The 25,087-nt window shown below is 57.1% G+C and carries 30 protein-coding genes, 1 tRNA gene and 1 pseudogene; 15 read left to right on the plus strand and 17 right to left on the minus strand.

Translation table 11 applies throughout. The annotated features are described in order from the left end of the window. Positions 1–98 precede the first annotated feature (98 nt). The 6 genes from C4J92_RS21655 to queA all read right to left on the minus strand — a co-directional run bounded on the left by C4J92_RS21655 (position 99) and on the right by queA (position 6,175). On the minus strand, positions 99–641 hold the full coding sequence (locus tag C4J92_RS21655) for a glycine zipper 2TM domain-containing protein (protein ID WP_005791197.1): 543 nt from the start codon (positions 639–641) through the stop codon (positions 99–101). A gap of 123 nt (positions 642–764) precedes the next feature. Beyond that, a complete protein-coding gene (secF, locus tag C4J92_RS21660) occupies positions 765–1,679 on the minus strand; it encodes a protein translocase subunit SecF (RefSeq protein WP_124405205.1) in 915 nt (304 codons plus the stop codon). Positions 1,680–1,688: 9 nt separating this feature from the next. Continuing rightward, the gene (secD, locus tag C4J92_RS21665) at positions 1,689–3,560 is read right to left on the minus strand and encodes a protein translocase subunit SecD (RefSeq protein ID WP_124405206.1); all 1,872 of its coding nucleotides are present in this window, start codon (positions 3,558–3,560) and stop codon (positions 1,689–1,691) included. A gap of 62 nt (positions 3,561–3,622) precedes the next feature. Continuing rightward, complete coding sequence (gene yajC / locus C4J92_RS21670; protein WP_003175975.1) at positions 3,623–3,961, minus strand: preprotein translocase subunit YajC; 339 nt, start codon at positions 3,959–3,961, stop codon at positions 3,623–3,625. Between the two features lie 43 nt (positions 3,962–4,004). Beyond that, positions 4,005–5,120 carry a tRNA guanosine(34) transglycosylase Tgt gene (gene tgt, locus C4J92_RS21675; protein WP_164485297.1) on the minus strand — a complete coding sequence of 372 codons (1,116 nt, stop codon included), beginning with the start codon at positions 5,118–5,120 and terminating at the stop codon, positions 4,005–4,007. Positions 5,121–5,125: 5 nt separating this feature from the next. Continuing rightward, positions 5,126–6,175: a tRNA preQ1(34) S-adenosylmethionine ribosyltransferase-isomerase QueA gene (gene queA / locus C4J92_RS21680; RefSeq protein WP_124405207.1), complete on the minus strand. Its 1,050-nt coding sequence runs from the start codon at positions 6,173–6,175 to the stop codon at positions 5,126–5,128. A gap of 108 nt (positions 6,176–6,283) precedes the next feature. On the opposite strand from queA, the gene C4J92_RS21685 reads away from it, so the two are divergent. Continuing rightward, positions 6,284–6,368, plus strand: a tRNA-Leu gene (locus tag C4J92_RS21685). A 165-nt stretch (positions 6,369–6,533) separates the two neighbouring features. On the opposite strand, the gene C4J92_RS21690 is transcribed toward C4J92_RS21685, so the two are convergent. From C4J92_RS21690 to C4J92_RS21700, 3 genes are all read right to left on the minus strand, one after another. After that, the gene (locus C4J92_RS21690; RefSeq protein ID WP_124405208.1) at positions 6,534–6,842 is read right to left on the minus strand and encodes a DUF3077 domain-containing protein; all 309 of its coding nucleotides are present in this window, start codon (positions 6,840–6,842) and stop codon (positions 6,534–6,536) included. Positions 6,843–7,355: 513 nt separating this feature from the next. After that, positions 7,356–7,727, minus strand: a complete 372-nt coding sequence (locus C4J92_RS21695) for a hypothetical protein (RefSeq protein WP_124405209.1) — start codon at positions 7,725–7,727, stop codon at positions 7,356–7,358. Beyond that, positions 7,717–8,250, minus strand: a complete 534-nt coding sequence (locus C4J92_RS21700) for a hypothetical protein (protein WP_124405210.1) — start codon at positions 8,248–8,250, stop codon at positions 7,717–7,719. The genes C4J92_RS21695 and C4J92_RS21700 overlap by 11 nt, the downstream gene beginning before the upstream one ends. 217 nt (positions 8,251–8,467) lie before the next feature. Here C4J92_RS21700 and C4J92_RS21705 point away from each other — a divergent pair, with 217 nt between their 5' ends. The 4 genes from C4J92_RS21705 (at position 8,468) to C4J92_RS21720 (ending at position 11,830) form a co-directional block, all read left to right on the plus strand. Further along, positions 8,468–9,187 carry an endonuclease NucS domain-containing protein gene (locus C4J92_RS21705; protein WP_124405211.1) on the plus strand — a complete coding sequence of 240 codons (720 nt, stop codon included), beginning with the start codon at positions 8,468–8,470 and terminating at the stop codon, positions 9,185–9,187. Positions 9,188–9,318: 131 nt separating this feature from the next. Further along, positions 9,319–10,143, plus strand: a complete 825-nt coding sequence (locus C4J92_RS21710; RefSeq protein ID WP_124405212.1) for a GIY-YIG nuclease family protein — start codon at positions 9,319–9,321, stop codon at positions 10,141–10,143. Positions 10,144–10,255: 112 nt separating this feature from the next. Further along, on the plus strand, positions 10,256–11,365 hold the full coding sequence (locus C4J92_RS21715) for an SEL1-like repeat protein (RefSeq protein ID WP_124405213.1): 1,110 nt from the start codon (positions 10,256–10,258) through the stop codon (positions 11,363–11,365). A gap of 129 nt (positions 11,366–11,494) precedes the next feature. Continuing rightward, complete coding sequence (locus C4J92_RS21720; protein WP_124405214.1) at positions 11,495–11,830, plus strand: hypothetical protein; 336 nt, start codon at positions 11,495–11,497, stop codon at positions 11,828–11,830. A gap of 70 nt (positions 11,831–11,900) precedes the next feature. Here C4J92_RS21720 and C4J92_RS21725 read toward each other — a convergent pair whose 3' ends face one another. Beyond that, positions 11,901–12,272, minus strand: a complete 372-nt coding sequence (locus tag C4J92_RS21725; protein WP_256657425.1) for a hypothetical protein — start codon at positions 12,270–12,272, stop codon at positions 11,901–11,903. A 190-nt stretch (positions 12,273–12,462) separates the two neighbouring features. On the opposite strand from C4J92_RS21725, the gene C4J92_RS21730 reads away from it, so the two are divergent. After that, positions 12,463–12,792, plus strand: a complete 330-nt coding sequence (locus tag C4J92_RS21730; RefSeq protein ID WP_124405215.1) for a hypothetical protein — start codon at positions 12,463–12,465, stop codon at positions 12,790–12,792. On the opposite strand, the gene C4J92_RS21735 is transcribed toward C4J92_RS21730, so the two are convergent. Then, positions 12,754–13,401: a LysE/ArgO family amino acid transporter gene (locus tag C4J92_RS21735; protein WP_124405216.1), complete on the minus strand. Its 648-nt coding sequence runs from the start codon at positions 13,399–13,401 to the stop codon at positions 12,754–12,756. The two genes, C4J92_RS21730 and C4J92_RS21735, sit on opposite strands and share 39 nt — an antisense overlap. 214 nt (positions 13,402–13,615) lie before the next feature. On the opposite strand from C4J92_RS21735, the gene C4J92_RS21740 reads away from it, so the two are divergent. Next, entirely contained in the window at positions 13,616–14,359 is a 744-nt protein-coding gene (locus tag C4J92_RS21740) for an NBR1-Ig-like domain-containing protein (RefSeq protein WP_256657426.1), read from the plus strand. A 1-nt stretch (position 14,360) separates the two neighbouring features. Here the strand turns inward: C4J92_RS21740 and C4J92_RS21745 are convergent, their stop codons facing one another. After that, positions 14,361–14,996: a LysE family translocator gene (locus tag C4J92_RS21745; protein WP_124405217.1), complete on the minus strand. Its 636-nt coding sequence runs from the start codon at positions 14,994–14,996 to the stop codon at positions 14,361–14,363. A gap of 136 nt (positions 14,997–15,132) precedes the next feature. Here C4J92_RS21745 and C4J92_RS21750 point away from each other — a divergent pair, with 136 nt between their 5' ends. After that, the gene (locus C4J92_RS21750) at positions 15,133–15,504 is read left to right on the plus strand and encodes a PH domain-containing protein (RefSeq protein WP_124405218.1); all 372 of its coding nucleotides are present in this window, start codon (positions 15,133–15,135) and stop codon (positions 15,502–15,504) included. A gap of 118 nt (positions 15,505–15,622) precedes the next feature. Here the strand turns inward: C4J92_RS21750 and C4J92_RS21755 are convergent, their stop codons facing one another. Next, on the minus strand, positions 15,623–16,198 hold the full coding sequence (locus tag C4J92_RS21755; RefSeq protein ID WP_124371779.1) for a PIN domain-containing protein: 576 nt from the start codon (positions 16,196–16,198) through the stop codon (positions 15,623–15,625). Next, the gene (locus C4J92_RS21760; protein ID WP_124405219.1) at positions 16,195–16,665 is read right to left on the minus strand and encodes a helix-turn-helix domain-containing protein; all 471 of its coding nucleotides are present in this window, start codon (positions 16,663–16,665) and stop codon (positions 16,195–16,197) included. The genes C4J92_RS21755 and C4J92_RS21760 overlap by 4 nt, the downstream gene beginning before the upstream one ends. A 184-nt stretch (positions 16,666–16,849) precedes the next feature. Between C4J92_RS21760 and C4J92_RS21765 the strand changes: the two are divergent. The 3 genes and pseudogenes from C4J92_RS21765 to C4J92_RS21775 form a co-directional block, all read left to right on the plus strand. Continuing rightward, positions 16,850–17,119, plus strand: a pseudogene (locus C4J92_RS21765) (detoxification); the annotation flags it as partial. A gap of 52 nt (positions 17,120–17,171) precedes the next feature. Then, entirely contained in the window at positions 17,172–17,459 is a 288-nt protein-coding gene (locus C4J92_RS21770; RefSeq protein ID WP_124405220.1) for a colicin E3-like toxin immunity protein, read from the plus strand. 145 nt (positions 17,460–17,604) lie between these two features. Next, a complete protein-coding gene (locus C4J92_RS21775) occupies positions 17,605–17,946 on the plus strand; it encodes a hypothetical protein (protein ID WP_305955728.1) in 342 nt (113 codons plus the stop codon). A gap of 48 nt (positions 17,947–17,994) precedes the next feature. Here the strand turns inward: C4J92_RS21775 and C4J92_RS21780 are convergent, their stop codons facing one another. Then, positions 17,995–18,369 carry a cytochrome c family protein gene (locus C4J92_RS21780; protein WP_124364321.1) on the minus strand — a complete coding sequence of 125 codons (375 nt, stop codon included), beginning with the start codon at positions 18,367–18,369 and terminating at the stop codon, positions 17,995–17,997. Between the two features lie 224 nt (positions 18,370–18,593). On the opposite strand from C4J92_RS21780, the gene C4J92_RS21785 reads away from it, so the two are divergent. The 3 genes from C4J92_RS21785 (at position 18,594) to C4J92_RS21795 (ending at position 22,022) form a co-directional block, all read left to right on the plus strand. Then, entirely contained in the window at positions 18,594–18,974 is a 381-nt protein-coding gene (locus C4J92_RS21785) for a response regulator (RefSeq protein WP_124364322.1), read from the plus strand. Between the two features lie 193 nt (positions 18,975–19,167). Next, positions 19,168–19,782 (plus strand): biliverdin-producing heme oxygenase, encoded by a 615-nt coding sequence (locus C4J92_RS21790; RefSeq protein WP_124405221.1) that lies wholly within the window; start codon positions 19,168–19,170, stop codon positions 19,780–19,782. Then, positions 19,779–22,022, plus strand: coding sequence for an ATP-binding protein (locus tag C4J92_RS21795; protein WP_124405222.1), 2,244 nt, complete (start codon positions 19,779–19,781; stop codon positions 22,020–22,022). The genes C4J92_RS21790 and C4J92_RS21795 overlap by 4 nt, the downstream gene beginning before the upstream one ends. 18 nt (positions 22,023–22,040) lie before the next feature. Here C4J92_RS21795 and C4J92_RS21800 read toward each other — a convergent pair whose 3' ends face one another. Both C4J92_RS21800 and C4J92_RS21805 read right to left on the minus strand, forming a co-directional pair. Further along, complete coding sequence (locus C4J92_RS21800) at positions 22,041–23,360, minus strand: cell wall metabolism sensor histidine kinase WalK (RefSeq protein WP_124405223.1); 1,320 nt, start codon at positions 23,358–23,360, stop codon at positions 22,041–22,043. Beyond that, positions 23,357–24,067 carry a response regulator gene (locus C4J92_RS21805; protein ID WP_124405224.1) on the minus strand — a complete coding sequence of 237 codons (711 nt, stop codon included), beginning with the start codon at positions 24,065–24,067 and terminating at the stop codon, positions 23,357–23,359. Before C4J92_RS21805 ends, C4J92_RS21800 begins: the two co-directional genes overlap by 4 nt. 164 nt (positions 24,068–24,231) lie before the next feature. On the opposite strand from C4J92_RS21805, the gene C4J92_RS21810 reads away from it, so the two are divergent. Continuing rightward, positions 24,232–25,020 carry a VacJ family lipoprotein gene (locus tag C4J92_RS21810; protein ID WP_124405225.1) on the plus strand — a complete coding sequence of 263 codons (789 nt, stop codon included), beginning with the start codon at positions 24,232–24,234 and terminating at the stop codon, positions 25,018–25,020. The last annotated feature ends 67 nt before the right edge of the window (positions 25,021–25,087 follow it).

Genomic DNA, 25,087 nt, shown 5'->3' on the forward strand with positions numbered 1-25,087 from the left:
CCGATTGCGGTGGGCCAGCACCTGATTGGCTGGCTGATCCACCGCTATCGGGAGCAAGCCCCCTCCCACATTTTGAGCTTTATAAGTTTTTAAATCTGTTACTGCTGGTTCTGACCGAGGATCAGGCGACCTTCTTTGTCCACTGGAATCTGACCACCTGGATCACGCTCCATACGCACCGTGCCTTCCTTGCCGTCCAGGTTGTAACGCACGTCGTAGCCAACCACCTTGTCACTGATGTCGTTCACGGTGTTACAACGCGTCTGGGTAGTCGTATAGGTATCGCGGTTCTGCATGCCTTCCTGAACCTTGTTACCGGCATAACCACCACCGACCGCACCCGCTACGGTCGCGAGCTTCTTGCCGTTACCGCCACCGATCTGGTTACCCAGCAGGCCACCGGCAAGGGCGCCGACCACGGTACCGGCGATTTGATGTTGATCCTGCACCGGACGCTGCCGGGTCACTGTGACGTCCTTGCAGACCTCACGCGGGGTTTTAATCTGGGTTTTTACCGGCTGCACCGCCAGCACTTGCGCATACTCAGGGCCGCTTTTTACCAGGCTGTAGGTGGCAACAGCACCCCCGGCAGTCACACCGACAGCACCCAATACCGCACCAACCAGCAACGACTTGTTCACGTTGAACCTCCTGACCATCACAAACGGATCGAAAGATCCGCGCTATACCCAGCCTTGGAGCCAAAAAAAAGGCGCGAGTTCAATCTCGCGCCTTTCTTGTAACCGCTGATCAACAAACGCCCATCAAGGACGGTCGTCGACCTCCTTGCCAGTGCTGGTCGGAGGGATCAGGTCTTCGCTGTTCAGGTTCAGCCAGATCAGCACCACGTTGGCGATGTAGATCGACGAGTAGGTACCGGCCAGAACACCAATGAACAGTGCCAGGGAGAAGCCCCACAGGTTGTCGCCACCGAAGATCATCAGTGCTGCGATCGCCAGCAAGGTGGAGATCGACGTGGCCATGGTCCGCAGCAGCGTCTGGGTGGTGGAGATGTTGATGTTCTCGATCAACGTTGCCTTGCGCAGTACGCGAAAGTTCTCGCGAACCCGGTCGAATACCACGATGGTGTCGTTGAGCGAGTAACCAATGATCGCCAGCACCGCCGCCAACACCGTCAGGTCGAAGGTGATCTGGAAGTAGGCCAGGATACCCACGGTCACGATCACGTCGTGGATCAGCGACACAATGGCGCCGACACCGAACTTCCACTGAAAGCGGAACGCCAGGTAGATCATGATGCCGACCAGCGCCATCAGCATGCCGAGGCCACCCTGGTCGCGCAGTTCTTCACCCACTTGCGGGCCGACGAACTCAACGCGCTTGACCGATGCCGGGTTGTCGCCACCGACCTTCTGCAAGGCCTCGGCTACCTGGTGACCCAGTTGCGGGTCTTCGCCAGGCATGCGCACCAGCAGGTCGGTAGTGGCGCCGAAGCTCTGCACCACCGCCTCGTGATAGCCGGCCTTGACCAGCTCGTTGCGCACCAGGGTGACGTCGGCCGGCTTCTCGTAGGTCAGCTCGATGAGCGTACCGCCGGTGAAGTCCAGGCCGTAGTTCAGGCCCTTATGGAACCAGCTGAACAACGCCAGAACGGTAAGGAGCACGGTGACGCCGAACGCAATGTTGCGAACGCCCATGAAGTTGATTGTACGTAACATGGCAGCCCCTTAAATCCACAACTTCTTGAAGTCACGTCCGCCAAAGATCAGGTTGACCATTGCGCGGGTCACCATGATGGCCGTGAACATCGAGGTAAAGATACCGAGGGACATGGTCACCGCAAAACCTTTGACCGGGCCGGTGCCCATGGCAAAGAGAATCCCGCCGACCAGCAAAGTGGTCAGGTTGGAGTCGAGAATCGCGGTGAATGCCCGGCCGAAGCCTTCGTTGATTGCACGCTGTACGGTCATGCCGGCGGCGATCTCTTCACGAATCCGCGAGAAGATCAGCACGTTGGCGTCAACCGCCATACCCATGGTCAATACGATACCGGCGATACCCGGCAGGGTCAGCGTAGCGCCCAGCAGCGACATCAGCGCCAGCAGCATCACCATGTTGCCCGCCAACGCGACGGTGGCGATCACGCCGAAGAAGCGATAGATGGCGATGATGAACAGCGACACGAACAGCATGCCCCATAGCGCCGCGTCGACACCCTTGGTGATGTTGTCGGCACCCAGGCTCGGGCCGATGGTGCGCTCTTCAGCGAAGTACATCGGCGCGGCCAGGCCACCGGCACGCAGCAGCAGCGCCAGCTCGGAGGACTCGCCCTGGCCGTTCAGGCCAGTGATGCGGAATTGCGCACCCAGCGGCGACTGGATGGTCGCCAGGCTGATGATCTTCTTCTCTTCCTTGAAGGTCTGCACCGGCACGTCTTTCTCGACGCCGTTGACCATCTGCTTGGTGTAGGTGGTGATCGGGCGCTGCTCGATGAAGATCACCGCCATGCTGCGACCGACGTTGCTGCGCGTGGCGCGGCTCATCAGTTCACCGCCGTGACCATCCAGGCGGATGTTCACTTCAGGGGTGCCGTGCTGCGAATCGAAACCAGCCTTGGCGTCAGTGACCTGGTCACCGGTGATGATCAAGCCACGCTCGATCAACGCCGGAGGACGGTTGCCTTCACGGAATTCGAATTCCTCGGACGTCGCGCGCGAAGCACCCGGCTCGGCCGCGAGGCGGAATTCCAGGTTGGCGGTTTTACCCAGGATACGCTTGGCTTCAGCGGTGTCCTGAACGCCCGGCAATTCAACCACGATGCGGTTGGCGCCCTGGCGCTGCACGATCGGCTCGGCCACACCCAGCTCGTTGACGCGGTTACGCACCGTGGTCAAGTTCTGCTTGATGGAGTATTCGCGGATTTCCGCGATCTTGGCCGGGCTCATCGCCAGACGCAGCACAGCCTGACCATTCAAGTCGGCTGGCACGATGTCGAAATCGTTGAAGTTCTTGCGGATCAGCGCACGGGCCTGTTCGCGGGATGCTTCGTCAGCAAAGCCCAGCTGAATGGCGCCATTGAGCTGCGGCAGGCTGCGATAACGCAGCTTCTCTTTGCGCAGCAGGCTCTTCACGTCGCCTTCATAAACTTTCAGGCGTGCATCAAGGGCTTTGTCCATGTCGACTTCCAGCAGGAAGTGCACACCACCGGACAAGTCCAGACCCAGCTTCATCGGGTGCGCGCCAATGCTGCGCAACCATTGTGGCGTGGTCTGTGCCAGGTTGAGTGCGACAACATAGTCATCACCCATGACCTTGCGCACGACGTCTTTGGCCGGCAATTGGTCTTCTTGCTTGGTCAGGCGCAACAAGCCGCCCTTCGCACCAGCCGCCAATGTTGCCGCTTTAACCTGGATGCCCGCGTCGTTGAGCGCTTTGCTCGCGCGTTCCAGATCAGCCTGGTTGACCTGCAGCGAAGTGCTGGCGCCAGAGATTTGGATCGCCGGGTCATCCGGATAGAGATTGGGAGCGGAATAAATAAAACCGACCGCCAGCACCGCCAGGATCAGTACGTATTTCCACAGAGGGTATTTGTTCAGCATCACGCCGCCCGCTTATAACGCGGGGCGCCTTGCGCGCCCCGTCGATTGGTAAAGGTTGTTACTTAGATCGCTTTGAGCGTGCCTTTAGGCAGCGTGGCGGCGATGGCGCCCTTCTGGAACTTCATTTCCACGGTGTCGGAGACTTCCAGTACCACGAAAGCATCGGAAACCTTGGTGATCTTGCCGGCGATACCGCCAGTGGTCACGACTTCGTCGCCTTTCTGCAGGCTGCCCAGCAGGTTTTTCTGCTCTTTGGCGCGCTTGGCCTGTGGACGCCAGATCATCAGGTAGAAGATGACCAGGAAACCGACCAGGAAAATCCACTCGAAACCACCGCCCATCGGGCCGGCAGCGGCAGGCGCAGCGGCGTCAGCCATGGCGTTAGAGATAAAAAAGCTCATTTAGCACTCCAGTTGCAAATAGTGAATCTTAGGGTCGGGAAACTCAGTCCAAGGGCGGCACAGGGAGCCCGCGCTTGGCATAGAAGGCATCGACGAAGGCGGCCAATGTACCCTGTTGAATAGCCTCGCGCAAACCAGCCATCAGGACTTGGTAATGACGCAAATTGTGGATGGTATTCAACATGCTACCCAGCATTTCCCCGCACTTGTCCAGATGGTGCAGATAAGCACGGGAGAAGTTCTGGCAGGTGTAGCAGTCACAGGTGGGATCCAGCGGCGAATCATCATGGCGATGGAACGCGTTACGGATCTTCAGCACGCCTGTATCGATGAACAGATGCCCATTGCGGGCATTACGGGTTGGCATCACGCAATCGAACATGTCCACACCGCGGCGCACACCCTCTACGAGATCTTCCGGTTTGCCAACGCCCATAAGGTAACGAGGTTTGTCAGACGGCATCAGGCCCGGCAGGTAATCCAACACCTTGATCATTTCATGCTTGGGCTCGCCCACCGACAAACCGCCGATGGCCAGGCCGTCAAAGCCGATCTTGTCGAGGCCTTCCAGCGAGCGCTTGCGCAAGCTTTCGTGCATGCCGCCCTGGACGATACCGAACAACGCCGCGGTGTTATCGCCATGGGCATTCTTCGAACGCTGCGCCCAGCGCAACGACAGCTCCATGGAAATACGCGCGACGTCTTCGTCAGCCGGGTACGGCGTGCACTCGTCAAAAATCATCACGATGTCGGAGCCCAGGTCGCGCTGCACCTGCATCGACTCTTCCGGGCCCATGAACACCTTGGAACCGTCCACCGGCGAGGCGAAGGTCACGCCCTCCTCCTTGATCTTGCGCATGGCGCCCAGGCTGAACACCTGGAAACCACCGGAGTCGGTGAGGATCGGGCCTTGCCACTTCATGAAGTCATGCAGGTCGCCATGCTTCTTGATCACTTCCGTGCCGGGGCGCAGCCACAGGTGAAAGGTGTTGCCGAGGATGATCTCGGCGCCAGTGGCGACGATGTCACGCGGCAGCATGCCCTTGACGGTGCCGTAGGTACCTACCGGCATGAACGCCGGGGTCTCCACGGTGCCACGCGGGAAAGTCACACGACCACGACGAGCTTTACCGTCGGTGGCCAATAATTCAAACGACATACGACTCATAAGTTGTCCTCAGGACCGCGCGGCGCCGGGTTGCGGGTGATAAACATCGCATCACCGTAGCTGAAAAAGCGGTACTCGTTGGCGATGGCCGCTTGATAAGCCGCCATGGTTTCCGGGTAACCGGCAAAGGCCGACACCAGCATCAACAGCGTGGATTCCGGCAAATGGAAGTTGGTCACCAGGCAATCGACCACATGGAACGGCCGGCCTGGATAAATGAAGATATCGGTGTCGCCGCTGAACGGCTTGAGCACGCCATCGCGCGCCGCGCTCTCCAGCGAGCGCACGCTGGTGGTGCCCACGGCCACCACACGCCCACCGCGCGCTTTGCACGCATTGACCGCATCCACAACGTCCTGGCTGACTTCCAGCCACTCGCTGTGCATGTGGTGGTCTTCGATGTTCTCCACACGCACCGGCTGAAACGTACCGGCCCCCACGTGCAGGGTCACATAGGCGCTTTCGACGCCCTTGGCGGCGATCGCATCCAGCAGCGGTTGGTCGAAGTGCAACCCCGCCGTCGGCGCCGCCACCGCACCGAGGCGCTGGGAGTACACCGTCTGATAGCGCTCGCGATCCGAGTCTTCATCGGGACGGTCTATATAAGGAGGCAACGGCATATGGCCGACGCGTTCCAGCAGCGGCAACACCTCTTCGGCAAACTTGAGCTCGAACAAGGCGTCATGACGCGCGACCATCTCGGCCTCGCCACCGCCATCGATCAAGATACTCGACCCCGGTTTCGGCGACTTGCTGGAGCGCACATGGGCCAGCACACGATGGCTGTCCAGGACCCGCTCCACCAGAATTTCCAGCTTGCCGCCGGAGGCTTTCTGGCCAAACAGCCGCGCCGGAATCACCCGGGTATTGTTGAACACCATCAAATCGCCCGGGCGCAAATGCTCAAGCAAATCAGTGAATTGACGGTGTTCGAGGGCACCGCTCGGCCCGTCCAGGGTCAGCAGTCGACTGGCGCGACGCTCGGCCAACGGGTGGCGAGCGATCAGCGAATCAGGGAGCTCAAAAGTAAAGTCAGCAACGCGCATGATGGGGTTCGTCTAGCAGGGCCGGGAAGTCTAGCGGAAATAGTCAAAATTGACCATGAAACGTGATTGACCAACGGTAATCTCATCTCTATACTTCGCCGCCATTGAGCCCTGATGGCGGAATTGGTAGACGCGGCGGATTCAAAATCCGTTTTCGAAAGGAGTGGGAGTTCGAGTCTCCCTCGGGGCACCATCTTAAAAAAAGACCTTGAAATTCAAGGTCTTTTTTTTCGCCTGTAGAAAAGTGGGTGGCTGGCTGATTCATCGCTCACCGCCCATTACCGACCTGAAACAAGATCCACTGTAGGAGCTGGCTTGCCTGCGAAGACGCCAGCCCACACACCCTCGAACCACCTGCCTACACACCCACTGAATCCCCCTCCTCTGTCACCCCATTTGGCAACATCCCATTCGCCAAATCATCCACCACCGCCTTCGCCATCTCGCCCAAATAATGTGCGGCCCAGGCGTAGCGATCGGCGCTTTTGTCCATGGCTGCATCCAATGCCAGCATTTTTGAACAGTGGAGAAGCTCGGAGGCATGCTCCAGGGCATCACGGATGGGCACGCCAGAATTGACGCGGAATAGCCGGTGGAGGCTGGGCTGTTTGCCGCAGGTGGAAAAGGTGATGACGCCGAGGGTTTTGTTGAGGGGTGGGTTGATCATTGGGCACCTCCGATCTGAGCGGCGGTGTCGATTGCGGTACTGCCAGGGTACGACCTATCAGAAACGCTCATTGCTTAAGCTCCTAATGTAGTGAGCTGCCACGTTCGTTTCTCATGCGAATGGGTGGCAGCTATGCGCGGGTTGAGAAACCGGGACAATAGGAACCCGGCAGACCCGAAGGCCTCCCACGCATAGCCGCCATTACACAGACATGCGAGCACAAAAAAGCGCCAACAGTCTAATGGATGGTGGCGTCTATGCGCCTATTGTTTCTCGGATTCTCAAGTCCGGTCGCTGGGTTGGAAGCGACGGAGGGAAGGTAGCGCAGGAGTGATTTGGGTTGGAAGCCCGTATCTGTGGCGAAAAGTTTCCGGCAAGTAACCTGGTGTTTGCGAGCGTCGGCAAGGGGAAATCGAAGTCAAGCCGCGATACCCCCCACCAAAACCATCGCACCCACCTTTACACGCCTAATATCGAACTTAAGCGCTGAAGCTTTTTTCACACCACCGCCGCCTAGAATGGTATGTCTTCCTCTTCCTCACCATCAATTCCCATATCACAAAGAATTTCATCGATTGCTGCATTTACACCCATTGCAATTCGCCGAGCCTCAGAGTAAATATTACTCATAACGCCGAACGCACTCGGCATACTATTCTTGATAGTTACATCCGACACACTTTCCACAACATCGCCAATATCATTAATTATGGTCAACCATATATCATCCCCTCCAGCCGCCTCCTTAATACTAATTCTAATAGAATAATTTGGATATGAAACCTGAAAAACCCCTTCGCGATCTGTAGCCTCCCAAGCAACCTTACCTGCTAGAGTCTGCTTGCGAAGCCCTCTAATAAGTTTAACAACTTTTTCATCCGCCATTTAAACCTCCACTCCCAATATCATTTCGAACCCTAACGAAAACCGTCTGGAGCGCATCATAGTCTTTTGAAATTGACCGAGTTAATCTGTCACGCTCTACAGGCACTTTTTTTACGAGATAATCTATAACCGCCTTTTCCATGGAAGATGATCTAGTGATTGCAGACTGAAGAACTATTAAATCATCATTAGTTAAAAAAGGACTACCTGCACGTATAGCTATCAGATGACTCCTCAAACTATTACATCTTTCAGGCAGATAATACATATTATCAGACAAATACATCCTTCTTATTTCATCCATCACAGCCAACGCCGTCGCGAAAGACTCTACTGTTTCGCTGCGCTTTATATCAATATGGATACTTGCAACAGTTGCAGCAGCTAATTCCGATGCGGTTTTGGATTTAGCAGCAGCCCGATAGGTAATGGAAAAACCAACAAAAGAAATTAACAACCCGAGAAGTCCAGCATAATCTCCGATGCGGTAAATTTCGAGAAAGTGGTTGAAGCTGTCAAACATCATGGCCTTCCTATGGCTGACCCGCACCTATTTCACCCATGATGCCACTTTGCCCCATAGGTGCCTAGTGATCTTTGTCCGCTTTCACGCCGCCAATGCGCTAAGTTTTTATAGCTTAAAATTTGTTCAGTCGGTCAAGAGCACGGCCATAGTGGTGGCCCTACGCCCCACCAGCTACCCTAACTATCCAACACCATCAGTCATGGACCCAATTTAAATGCAGCCACCTAAGAAATACTCAGTTGTTTTGGTAGATTTGGATGGTGGGCACACGCTCTATCCGATGAAAGAATGGTGCCGTCAGAACCCAAATGAAGCACCACCTTTCGATCCAAGTACAAACTCTCAGCAACTTCGTCGTGCATTCACTCGCATGGGCTGGGTCACTGAGGAAACTGAAACACAGGTTCTGGTCCTGCATCCCGGCACACCTAAAACCGCTATCCAAGCCATCGAAGACGAAGACCTGGCTCTTGAAGACCAAGACACGCCCGACTCAGACCGAGAGACGGTTTTTGAACTGGAATGGCAGCTACGCGACTTCATATCTCACAACATCGAATCACTGAAACTGGAAGGCAACCCCCTTCGCCTTTACGTCGATTCTCAAGGTCGTGATGGAGTTGAATACCCTACGGGCGTCGGTCCAATCGACATTCTCGCACTGGATTCAGATGATTCGTTCGTGATCTTCGAACTGAAACGCGGACGTGTGGCAGACCGTGCTATCGGTCAGATCAGCCGCTACATGGGCTGGATCAAGAAGAACCTTGCGCAAGGGAAGATAGTGAAGGGCATCATCGTCGCGAAATCCATCAGCTCAAACCTACGTCACGCCATCGTGGCGATGCCTAACGTCTCGCTTTTTGAGTATGAAGTAGCGTTCAGCCTGAACCAAATCTTTGAAGCAGATGGACCAGGGTCGAAGCGTGAGTAGCTTTAACCGCTTTCCCTAGCTCGACGTACGTCATCACAGGCATCTACCAACTATTTTGAACCGCCTCGAAGGCCTACGGGATTCAAGCGAATCGTTGGCAATTGCAGCCCACTACTCACCAGAGCCACCCCATGCTGATTCAACTTCTAACGAGCCTCCTACCCTCTCTCACAATCCCAAACACGAAGGTGCATCTCGCCCAGCACGACGGACTTGAACATCCAATGGACGTGTACTTAGCGGGAGATTTTGACGAGTGGCAATCGTGGCAGTCCCGACGCAATTTTGATTGTGAGTATGTAATTGGTCTGGTCGAGTTGCCGGGCACGAAGAAATGGCTCCTGGCAGGCGTGTACGACTCTTTGAAGCTGAATGACACGAAGGGCGAAAAGGAGAACCGGGACTTCGTTTACGACTACCGCCGTGTGCCTGAGTTTGCCGAACTGGAAGGACGTTTGATCCTCGACTACACAAAGCCCCGAGGCAATTACCTTTGGCTGGAAACCTGCCTCAAAAGCATGGTCGTGTCCTCCCTTCTGGAAAAACCAATGACTGTCGGCAGGTTCCCGGGTTTCAAGGAAGTGGACGTGTCCCACGCTGAGCTGAAAATCATAGTCAACCAAGCCTTGGAATCCTGGCAAACAGCCCTGTCCAGCGTGGCGGGCGTCTACCTGATCTCTGACCGCACGAAGGGTGAAGAACAACTTTATGTTGGCTCGGCGACCGGCACGGGCGGTCTTTGGGATCGATGGTCGAATTACGCCAATAGCGGGCATGGTGGAAACGTTCGAATCAGAGATCTACATACGAAGCGTGGAAAGGATTTCGCGGAAAATTTCAGATTCAGCATCCTTGAAATCGCAGACAAGCACACCGGCAAAGAAGAAATGATGCTGAAGGAGGTCCACTGGAAACGCCGCCTGCTGACTCACGATAGCGGGTTGAACGGAAACTGAAATCTAGGGAAAAATAGTCTTTCCCCTTCCGTTCATACTTTTGTGCAACGCCACACCCCTGCACACCAGCATCGCTACACTGCCCCTCCACACCTCACGAATGGATTCGAAATTGCGCCGGTTTGCCCTTCCATTGCTTGCGTTGCTCCTTGGCTTCCTGGCCTATCTCATAATCACGTTCGCTATCACCGTATGGCGCAGTCCGCAAAGCGTCACGCTGCTGATTGGTGCTTTCTACGACGAAGGCATCGTGGTCAATAAAAACCCGGTCAAGGCTGCAGAGTGGTATTTGCGCGCCGCTGAAAACGGCGAGGCTGTCGCTGAGTATAAAACCGGCATTTTCACTTACTACGGGCGTGGCGTAGCGGTAAATCATTCCAAGGGCCTGGAGTGGATCACTCGGTCGGCTGAGCATGGAAACCCGGATGCGCAGTATTTCCTGGGTATTTCCAATATTGCGGGCGAGGATCAACCCAGGAGTTTTGCCCAGGCAGCCATGTGGTTTCAGAAAGCCGCCGAACAAGGACATGCCAGAGCGCAAGGAGACCTCTCCAGGCTTTATTACCGAGGTGATGGCGTTGAGGTCAGCGATCAGCAGGCGTTCGCATGGGCAAGTAAGGGCAGTGCTCAAGGAGATGCCGAGTCACTCATACAACTGGCAACGCTTTACGCGCATGGCAGAGGCGTACCCGTTGATCTTGAGGGCTCGGTCAAGCTACTTGCCCAAGCAGCCGAGACCGGCAATGCCAAGGCTTACGAAATGATGGGCGCCGCGACGCTCAGTGGCAGCGGCACGCCCAAGGATGTGCCCGCCGCAGTGCAGTGGTTTACCCGTGCTGCCGAGCAAGGCCGGGCCGATGCGCAGTTCATTCTCGGCTTTCTCTATAGCAGGGGTGATGAAATACCGGTCGACTACCCGACAGGTAATCGGTGGCTGCTCAAAGCTGCGGCGCAGGGACACGCATTTGCAACCGCGATCCTCGCTGTGCAGATGGACACCGGCCGAGGTTTTGAACCTAACAAGCTCAAGGCGTGCGGGCTTTTACGCGTAGCGTTGAGACGTAAGCTGCCTAAAAATGAAGATGAAATGCGCAGCCAGCTTGAGCGCGAAGAAAAAGCCCTATCGCCAAGCCAGTTGGACGAGGTTTCGGCGCTGGAAAACCTCTATTCAACTCCGGAAGGGCTTGAAGGACTGATGGCAGATATAACGAGCGGGCAGTAAGCAGGCCAAAGCGAAAATAGCGTTCATAAGAACAAAGGGGACAAATTTATTTCTTAGAAAAATAAATTCGTCCCCTTCTCGGGTTTCGATTGCGTCCAACAGTCTTTCGACGAAGTAACATAGGAAATCATGGCATTCACTTTTACCTGCGTTGTGTCCCTGCTTTTTTGGACTGTTGTTTCATTAATCACAGGAGCTGAGGAGCCTTGGGACCTGGCCAGTTATTGGACCATCATCTATCCCGCCGCGCTTGCGTTGTCAGCGCTTCTTGGAGCCGTGCTAAAAAGCGCCCAGTGGTCCGCAGGCGCCGTCGTAATGCTTGCTCAGATCCCGGTGATTTTGGTTACTTCTGGTGCTTCCCCGTTGCTGGGTGTCGGTATCCCGTATGCGGCTGTTCTCTCAATTCCGGCGATAACGCTATCTTGGCTCGCCGGCAAAGTGCGGCAGGCCTACACCACGCCATAAGGCCCTGGTGGTTCTTTCTTAAAAATTAGACGGTTGGAAAATAGTCGCTGAAGCTATGAACCCAGCGCCCTCACTCAGGCTTGGCGTCAGGCACCCACAATGTGCACGATGTTGCGGCCTGGGCGATCAGCCAGTCATGATCACGTTTGGCGAAGGGCCGTGGCATCCCGGCAGAGACCCGAAGTGCCATTCTGTGGGCACCCGTGACTTCGCTTTCACTCGGGGTCGCCTCCCCCAGTTTTGTATTGTTTTTGAGCCCGCCAATGGCTCCATGCAGTGCGAGCGCCTGTTTGTAGGTGTCGGCACTCTCTTCAACGATAGATACCGCGATAAAAGCGGCATTTGAGCAGCGATCCATCTTTTCCCACTGCTTCAGTTGCGCTTCTGTGCCGAGGGCGGCCGCTGATGACAACAAGACCATAAAGCCAACTAAACAACGCATTGTTTGCCTCCTTTCAAATAACTGACCGCTGTAATACCTCATCAAAAGCTGGCGAGCAATATGGGCAAGACTTACTCCACGTATCCAATAAGCCTCTAACAACTGCCAAACGCTTCACAACAAGGGGTCTTTTTTTTCACGCGCAGAACAGTGATCATCGCCCTCCCCTAAAGCCCCAGGAACAGAGACCATGGAATTGACGCTGGAAGCGGTTGCGCTTTTTGCACTGAAGCTGGTGCATGAGACAGACGGCGGCAGTCCGGTTTTGCGAGATGATCTGGTGATGCAAGCGTATGACCGCGAGGTGTTTGGGTTGTTGGTGCGCCAGGGGGATGTGGGGACAATTCAGCTCAAAATTGATGAGTGCATCAGGCAGGCGCTGACAGCACTGGGTGGAACCGATACGGTAATGGGGCGCGAACTGCAACGACTGGCAACCGCCGTACACAATACGGACCAGCTCGACGCACTGGTCGCACCGCTAACCACCCTCAAGGACTACCTGAAAGACATCCAGTGAATCGGTGATCAGCATTCCGGCGAGATACACCATCAACACCGCCACGCCCGCATCCAGCCAGCGCCACACCACCGGCGTCCGAAACAACCCCGTCAAGCGTTGACAGCCAAGCGCCAACACTACAAACCACAATAGCGACGCGGTCATCGCCCCCGTCGCAAAGAGTGCTTGCTGGCCTGCCGGTTTAGCGGCGCCGATCGAGCCGATCAGCACGACGGTATCAAGCCACGCATATGGGTTGGCAAAACCCAGCACCATTGCCGCACGCAACAGCCCTCGTTGCGAATGGCCGACCTGGGTGTCCGGCATGGACTGGTCACGCAGGCAAGCCAGCAAGCGCTGGCCACCGAACCACAGCAAATAGGCCGCGCCGGAAAGTAGCAATAGCGCTACCAGCTTGGGACGGCTGTCCAATAGCGAACCCAAACCTGTGATGCCCACGGCGATCAACAGCATATCGGAGACTACGCAGACGGCGACCACTCCCCAGATGGGACCACGGCTGACACCTTGGCGGATGACCAAGGTGTCTTTCGGGCCTGGGGCTGCGAACAGGCCGATGCCCAGGAGCAGGCCTTCGAGGTATAACGCGTTGAAGTAAGGAAACATGGAATGTTCGACTCCCGACGGGAAAAGCTCGTCAGTGGCTGTTCCGGCAGATGTAAAGGAATGCAACACACACTAGGTTCGCAAGCCTGTGAGAAACCGCGACACTGGATATAGCCAACCAAAAATAGGGACCTATCCATGTCCTTCACAACGTCGCCAGCTGGGAGTGAGTGTGCATTGCTCATTACACGTAGCGGCGAGCAGGTTGTTCTTTTTGACGAACAAGGTGAGCAGCCTCGCCGAGGACTGGGGATCACAACCGAATATGAGTATCAAGACACGCGACACCCTCCGAGCCCTGGTCGTACGGCGCAGCCGGGAACTGGGTAAGTCCATGACAACCCTGGCCAAAGAGGCCGGCATTTCCCGGACCTACCTATACGGGCTGGCAGGCGGCGCCTCACAAGATCCGTCGGTACGCACATTGATCAAGCTGGCCAAAGTGCTGCAGGTTTCCCCGCTGCTGCTGTTCCGTTACTTCGCCGACTTGGCGGGCGCTCCGCTTGACTCCAACTCAATGGCGACCACCAACCGGGCTGTAGGCCTGCGTGATTCAAGCGACATCGCCGTCTTCAACGCAGACGTCACCACGCCCGACCAGACCGTCGTGCTGCCTGGCGAAATTTTTCAGAAAACATGGGAGATCCAGAACCTCGGCACACGCCCGTGGCGGGGTCGAAAACTGGTACGCGTTGACGGTGAATATGTCATAGCCCGACGCACCGCCACGGGCGCGCCATTGGAAGTCGTGATGGACACGCATCTGCGCAGCCTTAACAACGAAACCTCTATCGCCGATACACTGCCCGGCCAACCGGTGCATATCACCGTAGAGTTCGCCGCCCCCAAGGAGACCTGTACGGTCACTTCCATCTGGCGGATCGAGGATGAACATGGGCAACCGTGCTACGGTCCTGAGTTCATTTTGCATGTGATCGTAAACGTGATGGCGCGCTGATCTACTTGCGCCCTTCCACCGCCATCCGCACCGCCAAGCCCATCAACACCGACCCCATCAACCAGCGCTGCACCACCTGCCACCCCGGCCGTGTAACGAAAAACACCGCGATAGACCCCGCCAGCGTGGCAATCACCGCAGTCACGCTCACGCTGATGAGAATCTGCGTGAAGCCCAACACCAGGGATTGCATCAGCACGCTGCCGTGGCCGTTCGGGTCGATGAACTGCGGCAGCAATGACAGGTACATCACCGCCACCTTGGGGTTCAGCAGGTTGGTTACCAGACCCATGGTGAATAGTTTGCGCGGGCTGTCCTGGGGTAGGCGCTGCACCTGGAACGGCGAGCGGGCACCCGGTTTGATCGCCTGCCAGGCCAGATAAGCCAGGTACAGCGCCCCGCCAAACCGCAGGGCGTCGTACGCAAAGGGCACCGCCATCACCAGCGCCGTAATGCCCAAGGCCGCGCACAGCATATAAACCAAAAAGCCCAACGCAACGCCGCCCAGGGAAATAAACCCGGCGGTGCGCCCCTGGCAAATCGAGCGCGAAATGAGGTAAATCATGTTCGGACCGGGCGTCAGCACCATGCCGAGTGATATCAGCGCATAGGCAAGCCAACTGGACAGTTCAGGCATGGTCGGGCTCCCGAAATATTTGGTCAACGTTGTAGGGTTGGACGCCATGGTAGGGCGTTCAAAATGCGCGCGTTAGATACAGATACGTGATCAAAACGTCATACACCGTCCACACCATTCACCCAGGGGCAGGCACATGATTGACTTCAATAACAAAGGCTTCTTCAAGCTCAAACAAAACAACGAGTACGCCGAACGCGTGGCTTCATTGCTGCTGGATGGCGAAGAGGTAGTGGATGCGTACAAGGCCATGCGCGACGGCGTGGTGTTCACCACCAAGCGCATCATCGCGGTGAACGTGCAGGGGATTACCGGCAGCAAGAAGGATTTCACGTCGCTGCCGTATAAGAACATCGTGGCGTATTCGGTGGAAACCTCGGGGACGTTTGATCTGGATTCGGAGTTGGAGATTTACTTTTCGTCGCTGGGGAAGGTGAAATTCGAGTTCACCGGCAAGACGTCGATCGTGGAAATTTCACGGTTGATTTCCAAGCACTTGCTTATTTGATCAGCGGGCAAAAAAGACCCTGGCGTCCCAAGGTCTTTTTTACTGCCTGCACACGGATTAAACGATGTATCCCGATCAAAATGGGGAGCTGGTTAAGTACAGCAATCGTAGTCTAAAACTACAACATTACCTCATAAGGCCCAAGCAGCTTACTGGTCTGCACTAGCCCCTGCCGCATCAACATCTCGAGATACCCTTCCCCATTCATCGGCGGCCTAACTAGTGCACGCCTCTGCTTCTGCACTGCCGCCAACACGGCTGCTTGATCCAAGTCCCAAAGGTCCGAGATAAAGTCGTCGGGATGCATCGGTTCTATGTCATAAGCCGCGAGTACCCGCACTGGAAAGTCTTTCAAGTTAAAGGTCACGATAACTTCCGCCTTACTCCGAATCGCCGCGGCCAGTACGTGACGATCATCTGGATCAGGCAAATCCAAACTTGAACACAAGTCTTCGTACCCTGTTACCAACGCGTCCGGTATGGCCTTGTCCATCAATGCCGAAATTTTATCTACCTGGTCGGGAGTGAGATCAGGTCGGTTCTTGAGAACGTTACGCTTCCACTCTTCATGAATCTGTCGGGTCCATCGCGCCCGGTACAACCCGGATAAACCAAGCCACATCAACAAATCCCTGAGAGCCGCCGGGTACAGAACACAGGCGTCGTAAACCGCAGTGAAAGGCGAACACCTCATTCGTCATACCCCAATCCCAACTCCCGGGTCTGCCGTACCAGTTCCTCCATCGCCTCTTGACTTTCTTCATCGCGGCGCTGTTTGAACGCCATCAAATCGGAAAATCGAATACGCCGATGACGACCGGTCTTCGTAAAGGGAATGGCGCCTTCTTCCAGCATCTTGACCAGATGCGGGCGTGAAACGTTAAGCAGGTCGGCAGCTTCCTGGGAGGTCAACTCAGCATGGACTGGTACAACTTTGACGGCATTACCCAGCGCCAGCTCACCCAAAATATCAACCAGCAGGCGCAGCGCGGATGTGGGGAGTACAAGGGTGTGGGGCTTGTCTTCTTTGTCGAAGATGTCGATGCGCTGGGTTTCGAATTTAGTCGATAGCAACGAAGCCAGCTCGCGTTGGCCTTGCACAGCGGCTTCGACTTCCTTTTCCAGCGGAGGAATTGTTTTGGGAAGGTGATTGGTGATCATGATGCTGCTCCGTCGTAACTAAACTCAATGGCTCAACCTAAACGAAACAAACGAAAATCGCAATATTCGAAACCCAGTGATATTTTTGTCTACTTTTCCCACGCCCACCGTCGAATACTGCCAATTCCAGCCCCCTGATCCCCCCCCGTAGGCTCATTCCCTCGCACAAGGAAGTGAGCCGGTCATGTCAGAACGTTTTTATCCACCGACTGAAGAACAGCTACGCAGGCAACGAATCCTGACCCCGCAACCGTCACGCGTGCCCTATTCGCCGGCGATTGTTCCATTTGAGCCATTTCCTGCCCCAACTCCCACGCCAACCAAACCTCCCGGCTGCGTCTTCATCAAGCCGTGCCAACTGCCGGACGGCTTCACCCGTTTCGCTGACCCCACTGGTTATTTGCCGCTGAAGTTGTTCAAAGAGTTCGCCCGTTTAAGTCTGTTGGGCGGGCGTGGGCGCGGCTGACCCAAAACGCCGAATTTACCGATAAAGAGGAACATGGAAAATGGTGATGAAAATCAGACTGCGGTGGTACGAAAAACACAGTAATAACTTAAAGGCGGATGAGTATTCAGCGGATATCGAGGACTCAGACAGCATTCTCAAAGCGTTGGGTTTAGGCGAGGAAACCGCGATATATGCCGATATATTCAATATGCTGCCTAACTGGATAACGATTATTCAGCCATATTTCCAGCACATGATCGAACCCGACCACCTCGACTACCAGATTTCCTTCCGTTACCAAGGCGCGTGGCCACCGCCTCCGAATCAACCTAAGAAGAGGTCTTGATGCAATGAGACCTACACTGCAAAAGCCTCTCCTCTATCGCTCAGTCAACACCCGAACCCATGGCGTACGCCATGGGAGTTGCTGTGCTTACAGATATGAACGACACAGCAAAAGCGAAAAGCGAGCGCTATCAACCCGTGGCTCAATGCACAGCCATCAAAGACACGGGTACGATTACACGCCTCTATTCCGTTTTCTCCTGTCCAAAGTCGGCCACCCCTGGAGCAGGGTTTTCAGCGAAGCCAACGCCCGCCTGGATCGTCCGGAGCCGGTGTTCTGGATGGTTGCGCTGCATGAAAGCGACAAGCAGAAATACGTGAGTACGGGCGAAAATAGCTATTACAGCGGCTTGTGGGTGGACGAGGCTGGCCTGCTGCAAAAGGTCAACCCACAGCTGACGCCCGAGCACATGAAATCCTTCTGCGACTGCTGCACCCAAACGTTCAACGGCGTGGTGTTCGCACACGCTTTACCGCGCGAACGGTAGGCAGTCGGGCATGACAACTTCCAAAGGTGTTCCGCCGTGCCTCAGCGATCACTTGGACTGAAACGTCTCCAAATACGCCAATATATTCTCAATCTTCTCCTGATCACTGATCCCCCAAAAAATCATCCGCGTGCCGCTCACCACTTTTTTCGGCGCTTCGATGTAGGCGGCAAGTTTGTCGCGGGTCCAGACCACGCCTGAGTTTTTCATCGCGTCGGAATATTGGTAATCCGTAGTAGTGCCCGCAGGCCGGCCGATGATGCCGTTGAGCTGTGGTCCGAACCCACCGCGTGCGCCTTCGCCCACACTGTGGCAGCCACCGCAAGTCTTGGTGAAGAGCTTGCCGCCCGCCTCGGCATCGCCGGCAGCAAAGGCCCCGTGTGTGTTGAAGATCAGGGCAAGGGTCAACCAGGCGTACTTCATCAGAGGGCTCCGCATCGAGTGTTGCCGACAATTATGCCCGTTTAAATGGCCGTTTCCCCAGCCGCTTTACGATAACCGTGCGGGCCTGTGCTATGAACTGGCGCCCCCCAGCCACGTTCCTGCAGACCACCAAACGACCACCCATCGTTTAAAAAACATCCAATCGAACCTATATGCCCCGCCTCCACTCCACCCTACTGAACCCTGATGGTGGAGTAAGGATCATGGCTCAGCCATCGATTTTAGTATTGGAAGACGACGAGATCATTCGGGCGTTGATGGTGGATGTGCTGGAGGACTTCGGCGCATTGGTAAAGTCGTTCCCTTCGGCGGATGAAGGGATGATCTATCTGGAGCGGGGCGATGACCCCGTAGACCTGATTGTCAGTGATATTCAGATGCCCGGCTTGCTCAATGGTTATGACTTGAGCCGAGTGGTGGCGCATCGTTGGCCTGAGGTTCAGGTGGTGCTGACGTCCGGCAATACCACGATAGCGTCGCAACTGGGTGGCTCTGTGCGGTTTTTGCCCAAACCCTGGAGTACCGACCACTTGCTTGAGTGCGTGCAAAAAGCATTGACCCAGCAAGGTTCGTCTGTGCATTAATAGCGCGGCGATATCATTCAACCCGAACTTTGTGCCAAGACCTGCGGTCGTTTTACCTACAAGGAGTGACTTTTCTGATCTGATGGTCAGCCTTTTCGCTTGTTGCGTAAGCTGACGACAATGAATTGTGTAGAATCGTCGCCCATTTTCATGCGTCATTCATGGCCGAGAGGCCCACAGTTCGAGCTCATTAATGCACTCAGAAGCCCATGACGTTGGTGCGCCATCTTTGTTGGAAACGTTGCGCACAGGCACCGGGCTGTTGCATGTCGCGCTGGAAAAGCGCCTGCCGTTTTTTTCCGAGCGCCTGGATACCGACTGGTACCGGCGCTTGCTCCAGGCCTACTACGGTTTCTATCAGCCGATGGAAGCGGCGCTGTATGACGGCGGCCTGATTCCCCATGGATATGACGCCGCATTGCGTACGAAAACGCCGACGCTGGTCAGTGATCTTCGCGCCCTTGGCCTGAATGAGCACACCATCAGCACCCTGCCCCGTTGCACCCGACTCCCGCCTCTGGACACACCCGCCGCCTGCCTTGGCGCCTTGTATGTGCTGGAAGGCGCGACCCTCGGTGGGCAAGTATTGCGCCGCGAAATGGCCCTACGCCTGGGGATCGATGCCGACAACGGCGGTGCGTTTCTCGATATTTATGGCGCCGAGACCGGCCGACACTGGAAAGACTTTCTCGACTACCTGGGTCGCCTGCCGCTGGACACAACAGCCAGAGCGCGCGCAGTAATGGCTGCCCGCTCCACATTCAGCGGCTTTGAGCAATGGCTCGACAGCCAGGAGGTACTGTTATGAAACCCGACGATTTTGAAGAGCTGCTTGCCAACTGCGCCGACGAGCCCATCCGCTTTCCCGGAGCAGTCCAGCCTCACGGTGTACTGCTGACATTGTCGGAACCCGGCCTGGAGATCATCCAGGTCAGCGCCAACGTCGGCAGCTTGTTCGGCCAGGCGCCCGAAGCGCTGCTCGGCCAGCCGCTGCACAGCTTGATCGGCGCAGAGCACGCCCAGGCGGTGCAGGTTATGGCACAAACCGACACATTCTTCGACATGCCACCGTTGCATGTCACGCTCAATGGCGCGGACTTCGAAGGCTTGCTGCACCGCCACCAGAATGTGCTGGTGCTGGAGTTCGAACCGCGAATCAAGGATTTTCGCCCACGCGCGCTGAACGGTCGCACCAGTAACCTGGGCAAGATGCTGCAACGCTTGCAGGCGGCGAAAACCCTGCAAGCGCTGTACGAAATCAGCGTGAATGAAATCCAGGCCATGACCGGTTACGACCGCGTGCTCATTTACCGCTTCGAAGAGGAAGGCCACGGCCAGGTGATTGCCGAAGCGTCAGCGCCGTCCATGGAGCTGTTCAACGGGTTGTTTTTCCCCGCCTCCGACATCCCGGAGCAGGCCCGCGAGCTGTATCGCACCAACTGGCTGCGCATTATCCCCAACGCGGCCTACGAGCCAGTGCCGTTGCTGCCCAAGCTGCGCCCAGACACCGGCGAGCCGCTGGATTTGAGCTTCGCCACCCTGCGCAGCGTGTCGCCGATTCACTGCCAATACATGAAGAATATGGGCGTACTGTCGTCCATGAGCATCTCGTTGATGAAGGGCGACACGCTATGGGGCCTGATCAGCTGCGGCAACCGCGAGCCGCTGCTGGTGCCGAACGAGTTGCGCACCGCCTGCCAGACCATCGGCCAAGTACTGTCGTTGCAGATCAGCGCCATGGAGACCTTGGAACTGAGCCGTCAACGCGAGGAAAAAGTTCAGGCGCTGGCACTTCTCGATCAAGCGCTGAAGGCCTCGCCGGACAGTGTGTTCGACGGCCTGGCCCAACAAGGTCAGTTGCTGATGGACCTGACAGAAGCAGGCGGCGTGGCGATCATCGAGGACAAGCAATTGCACTGCTACGGTCACTGCCCGGAACCGGCGCAGATCCGCGCACTGCACAAGTGGCTGCAAGAGCGCGACGAACCGGTATTCGCCAGCCACAACCTGGCCTCTGTATACCCGCCGGCCGCCGAATTCCAGCAGTTGGCCAGCGGCGTCCTGGCCATGCATCTGCCCAAGCCTGTGGACAACGGTGTGCTGTGGTTCCGCCCGGAGGTGAAGGAAAACATCCACTGGAGCGGTGACCCGCAAAAACCGCTGGACCTGGAAAACTCCCACGCGGGCCTGCACCTTCGCCCACGTACCTCGTTTGAAGTGTGGAAAGTGGTCATGGCGGGCATTTCCACCAAGTGGAGCCATGGCGACCTGTTCGCCGCCAACGACCTGCGCCGCTCGGCCCTGGAAAACGACCTGGCACGCCAGGTAAAGCGTGAGCAGCAGGCCGTGCGGGCGCGTGATGACCTGGTGGCCGTGGTGTCTCACGATTTGCGTAACCCGATGACCGTCATCTCCATGCTCTGCGGCATGATGCGAAAAGCGTTCAGCTCCGAGGGCCCGCACACTTCGCGACGCATCTCCTCGGCGATCGACACCATGCAACAGGCGGCCGGGCGCATGAATGTACTGCTGGAAGATCTGCTCGACACCTCGAAAATCGAGGCCGGGCGCTATGTCGTCAAACCCGTGCCGCTGGATGTGAGTCATATGTTCGATGAGGCTTATTCGTTGCTCGCACCGTTGGCGCTGGAAAAAGGCATTGATCTGTCGTTCAACGCCGAGCCCGGTCTGCTGATCAATGCCGACCCGGAGCGCTTGTTCCAGGTGTTGTCGAACCTGATTGGCAACGCCATCAAATTCACCCCGCGCCTGGGCAATATCGGGGTCAGCGCCATGAGCAACGGTGCAGAAATCGTGTTCTCGGTGCGCGACTCCGGTGAAGGCATTGCACCGGAGCAGTTGCCTCATGTGTTTGAGCGCTATTGGACCAAAACCGAAAACAACCCCACCGGCAGCGGCTTGGGGCTGTACATCACCCAAGGCATCGTCCAGGCCCATGGCGGCGAAATTGTTGCCGAAAGTGAGCTGGGCCGGGGCAGTGAGTTCCGGTTTACGGTGCCCAGGGTGATTGAAGTCTCGCCTACCTGATGCGTTGTCTGGTGAATGTCATACCGGCAATATCACCACGGCTTCCAACCCACCGCCCTGGCGCTCGGCCAGGGTCAGGGTACCGCCATGTTCCAACACGATCGCTCGTGCGGTAGAGAGCCCAAGCCCTACGCCGCCGGTGCTTTTGTTGCGTGACCCCTCAAGGCGATAGAACGGCAGGAATACCTCCTCCCGATGCGCTGCGGGAATGCCCGGGCCACGGTCCAGCACGCGAATCACCACCGTATCCTGCTTGTGCTGCAACTCGATTTCCGGCGCCGCACCGTAGTGGATGGCATTGTCCATCAGGTTGGTCATCACGCGTTTGAGGCCCAGGGGCCGGCCGAAATACACCAGACGTGGCGGCCCGTTAAACGTGAAGTCGATGGCCTGGTCGCGATAATCGTCGATCAGGGTCTGCAGTAACTCCGCCAGGTCCAATTGGGTGGCCTGTTCCAGGCGCGCGTCATCGCGAAAAAATTCCAGGGCGGTGTTGATCATGGCCTGCATTTCATCCACGTCGCGGAACAGTCGCTGTTGCTGGTCGCTATCCTCGATGAACTCACCGCGCAGGCGCAGGCGGGTCAGCGGCGCGCGCAGGTCGTGGGAGATGGCGGCCAGCATTTGGGTACGGTCCTGGATGAAGTGGCGCAACTGCGCCTGCATGCTGTTGAAGGCAAGAATCGCCTGGCGGATTTCGTGAGGTCCCACCGGCTCGATCGGCGGCGCGCGAAAGTCGCTGCCAAAACGCCGCGCACCTCGGGCGAAGTGTTGCAGCGGGTGGGCCAGGCGTCGGGTCGCGACCAGGGTGACCAAGGCGGTGGAGACCAGCACCAGCAGCGCCACAATCAGGCTGCGCACACCATCGTCCAGGCCCCAGCTGCGAGTACCGGTGCTGAACATCAGCCAGGATCGATCGGTCAGTTGCATCAACAGCACGTACTGGCCGTTGCCGTCGGGCCAGTCGGCAGGTTCATAGGCCTCCATGGGGCGCGTCGGGCCTTCAAGCAGGTGCTTGAACACGCGCTCGCCCGTGTTGAAATCCGGATCAGCCAGCACCGGCAGATTAAACGCCACCCGCTGCGCCGCCCACGTCACCCTGAAGGACCCGTCCCCCATCACCTGGGCAAGATGCGCTCGCTGCGCCGGTTCGGACGCCTCGATCACGCGCACCACCACCGCCACTTTTTCCAGCAGGCCGGTTTCAGCCAACGGCGGCCTGGCCCATACCCCCGCCAGTTGCACGAACAAAGCGTTGAATCCCAGCGCGGTGATCATTGCGACCAGCACGGTCAGCGCGATCCAGCGTGCCACCGTGTCGCGCGGACGCTGGATCATGAACGGGTAACGCTGGCGGTGAATTGATAGCCGCCATTGCGCACGGTACGGATCATCGCCGGGCGCTTGGTATCGAATTCCAGCTTGCGGCGCAGGCGGCTCACCTGCACGTCGATGCTGCGGTCGAAGGCATCATGGCTATGGCCGCGCGCCAGGTTCAACAACTGTTCACGGGTGAGCACGCGTTGCGGGTGTTCGAGAAACACCAGCAGCAGGTCGAACTCGCCGGACGACAGCGGAATCATCACCTGGTCGGGCGAGCGCAGCTCGCGGCGCGTGAGGTCCAGCTGCCAGCCGGCAAAACGGATCAGCGGGCGCGCGGCCTGCCCCATCGGCGGCCGGCTTTCACCCGCCCGGCGCAGTACCGCACGCACCCTGGCGAGCAGTTCGCGAGCATCGAAGGGTTTGCTCAGGTAATCGTCGGCGCCCATTTCCAGGCCCACCACGCGGTCGCTGAGTTCACCCATGGCCGTGAGCATGATCACCGGCGTAGCGTATTGCTGGCGCAGGCGCTGGCACAGCAGCAGGCCGTTGTCGCCGGGGAGCATCAGGTCGAGGATAATCAGGTCGGCGGGCTGGCGCTCCATGGCCGCCCACAGCTCAGCACCACTGGCCGCAGTCTCTACCGAATAGCCATGACGCAGGAAAAATTTCTTCAGCAGGGCGAGGACTTCAAGGTCATCGTCGACGATTAACAGGTTGCTCACCGGCAGGCTTCACTGGACTGGGTCAAGGCGCCATCTAAAACTATTCGACGCGCTCCGTCATATATTTCAATCGTGCAATAAAGCGTCAGCAACGCAATAAAGCAGACATCTTTGCGCAAGGCGGCAATGCCAGCATCGGCCTCCCTTTTGCGGAGACTGTGCCCATGCACGCGTTGACCAACCCACGGCACCTGGCCCGCCACGCCGTGCTGTTACTGACTGTGTCTTACCTGGCGGGCTGTGCGAGCCCTCCACCCTTGACACCCACCACCCGCTGCGCGCAGGTGAACAATCCGGTGTATGACCCTGCCGAACCGGTCAACCGCAAGGTATTTGCGTTCAACCGCGCTGTGGATAACTACGCCCTGGCGCCTGTGGCGCGCGGTTACCGTTACCTGCCGGAATTTTTCCAGGCGGGTGTGCATAACTTCGCGAGCAACTTCAGTGAGCCGGAGGTATTTATCAACGACCTGCTGCAAGGCAACCCGCGGCGCTCGGTCAACACCCTGGGGCGCTTCGCCGTGAACACCACGGTGGGCGTGGTGGGGCTGTTCGATGTGTCGGATCGCCTGGGCATCCCACGCCATACAGCCGACTTCGGCCAGACATTCGGCGTATGGGGCGTGGGCAACGGCCCAATTGTCGAACTGCCACTGCTGGGCACCCACAACAGCCGGGATGCTGCGGGCAAGGTCTTGAGCTTCCTGGTTTCGCCATTGGGCGACAGCGATACGGTGCAGACCCTGGGCACCATCAGCCTGGTCGGAGGTACTGTCGACACCCGCGCGTCGCTGTTGCCGCTCACCGACAGCCTGCAAAAACTGCCGGATTACTACAGCGCGTTGCGTAATGTGGTGGCGGAACATCGCGCGGCTTTTGTGCAGGAAGGCGCGGAAGGCGCGACCTCTGCGGGAATGGACAACTGCGCTAACCGCCCTGCGGATGATTTCTGAAGAGGCTCGTCAGCCACAGTCATATCTTGCAGCAGTGCGTTTATAGCAGCCTCGTTTCTGCCGCTAT

The sequence above is a fragment of the Pseudomonas sp. R3-18-08 genome (assembly GCF_003852065.1).
In the GTDB taxonomy this organism is placed as follows: Bacteria; Pseudomonadota; Gammaproteobacteria; order Pseudomonadales; family Pseudomonadaceae; genus Aquipseudomonas.

Bases quoted from the DNA above. Each gene is read 5' to 3' on its own strand.
- C4J92_RS21770 (WP_124405220.1), top strand. From the start codon at position 17,172: ATGGTGATGAAAATCAGACTGCGGTGGTACGAAAAACACAGTAATAAC.
- C4J92_RS21785 (WP_124364322.1), top strand. From the start codon at position 18,594: ATGGCTCAGCCATCGATTTTAGTATTGGAAGACGACGAGATCATTCGG.
- C4J92_RS21760 (WP_124405219.1), bottom strand. From the start codon at position 16,665: ATGATCACCAATCACCTTCCCAAAACAATTCCTCCGCTGGAAAAGGAA.
- C4J92_RS21720 (WP_124405214.1), top strand. From the start codon at position 11,495: ATGGCATTCACTTTTACCTGCGTTGTGTCCCTGCTTTTTTGGACTGTT.
- C4J92_RS21755 (WP_124371779.1), bottom strand. From the start codon at position 16,198: ATGAGGTGTTCGCCTTTCACTGCGGTTTACGACGCCTGTGTTCTGTAC.
- queA (WP_124405207.1), bottom strand. From the start codon at position 6,175: ATGCGCGTTGCTGACTTTACTTTTGAGCTCCCTGATTCGCTGATCGCT.
- C4J92_RS21690 (WP_124405208.1), bottom strand. From the start codon at position 6,842: ATGATCAACCCACCCCTCAACAAAACCCTCGGCGTCATCACCTTTTCC.
- secF (WP_124405205.1), bottom strand. From the start codon at position 1,679: ATGTTACGTACAATCAACTTCATGGGCGTTCGCAACATTGCGTTCGGC.
- C4J92_RS21695 (WP_124405209.1), bottom strand. From the start codon at position 7,727: ATGGCGGATGAAAAAGTTGTTAAACTTATTAGAGGGCTTCGCAAGCAG.
- C4J92_RS21775 (WP_305955728.1), top strand. From the start codon at position 17,605: ATGCACAGCCATCAAAGACACGGGTACGATTACACGCCTCTATTCCGT.
- C4J92_RS21730 (WP_124405215.1), top strand. From the start codon at position 12,463: ATGGAATTGACGCTGGAAGCGGTTGCGCTTTTTGCACTGAAGCTGGTG.
- C4J92_RS21810 (WP_124405225.1), top strand. From the start codon at position 24,232: ATGCACGCGTTGACCAACCCACGGCACCTGGCCCGCCACGCCGTGCTG.
- C4J92_RS21710 (WP_124405212.1), top strand. From the start codon at position 9,319: ATGCTGATTCAACTTCTAACGAGCCTCCTACCCTCTCTCACAATCCCA.
- tgt (WP_164485297.1), bottom strand. From the start codon at position 5,120: ATGTCGTTTGAATTATTGGCCACCGACGGTAAAGCTCGTCGTGGTCGT.
- secD (WP_124405206.1), bottom strand. From the start codon at position 3,560: ATGCTGAACAAATACCCTCTGTGGAAATACGTACTGATCCTGGCGGTG.
- C4J92_RS21700 (WP_124405210.1), bottom strand. From the start codon at position 8,250: ATGTTTGACAGCTTCAACCACTTTCTCGAAATTTACCGCATCGGAGAT.
- C4J92_RS21790 (WP_124405221.1), top strand. From the start codon at position 19,168: ATGCACTCAGAAGCCCATGACGTTGGTGCGCCATCTTTGTTGGAAACG.
- yajC (WP_003175975.1), bottom strand. From the start codon at position 3,961: ATGAGCTTTTTTATCTCTAACGCCATGGCTGACGCCGCTGCGCCTGCC.
- C4J92_RS21725 (WP_256657425.1), bottom strand. From the start codon at position 12,272: ATGCGTTGTTTAGTTGGCTTTATGGTCTTGTTGTCATCAGCGGCCGCC.
- C4J92_RS21800 (WP_124405223.1), bottom strand. From the start codon at position 23,360: ATGATCCAGCGTCCGCGCGACACGGTGGCACGCTGGATCGCGCTGACC.
- C4J92_RS21735 (WP_124405216.1), bottom strand. From the start codon at position 13,401: ATGTTTCCTTACTTCAACGCGTTATACCTCGAAGGCCTGCTCCTGGGC.
- C4J92_RS21745 (WP_124405217.1), bottom strand. From the start codon at position 14,996: ATGCCTGAACTGTCCAGTTGGCTTGCCTATGCGCTGATATCACTCGGC.
- C4J92_RS21780 (WP_124364321.1), bottom strand. From the start codon at position 18,369: ATGAAGTACGCCTGGTTGACCCTTGCCCTGATCTTCAACACACACGGG.
- C4J92_RS21795 (WP_124405222.1), top strand. From the start codon at position 19,779: ATGAAACCCGACGATTTTGAAGAGCTGCTTGCCAACTGCGCCGACGAG.
- C4J92_RS21750 (WP_124405218.1), top strand. From the start codon at position 15,133: ATGATTGACTTCAATAACAAAGGCTTCTTCAAGCTCAAACAAAACAAC.
- C4J92_RS21705 (WP_124405211.1), top strand. From the start codon at position 8,468: ATGCAGCCACCTAAGAAATACTCAGTTGTTTTGGTAGATTTGGATGGT.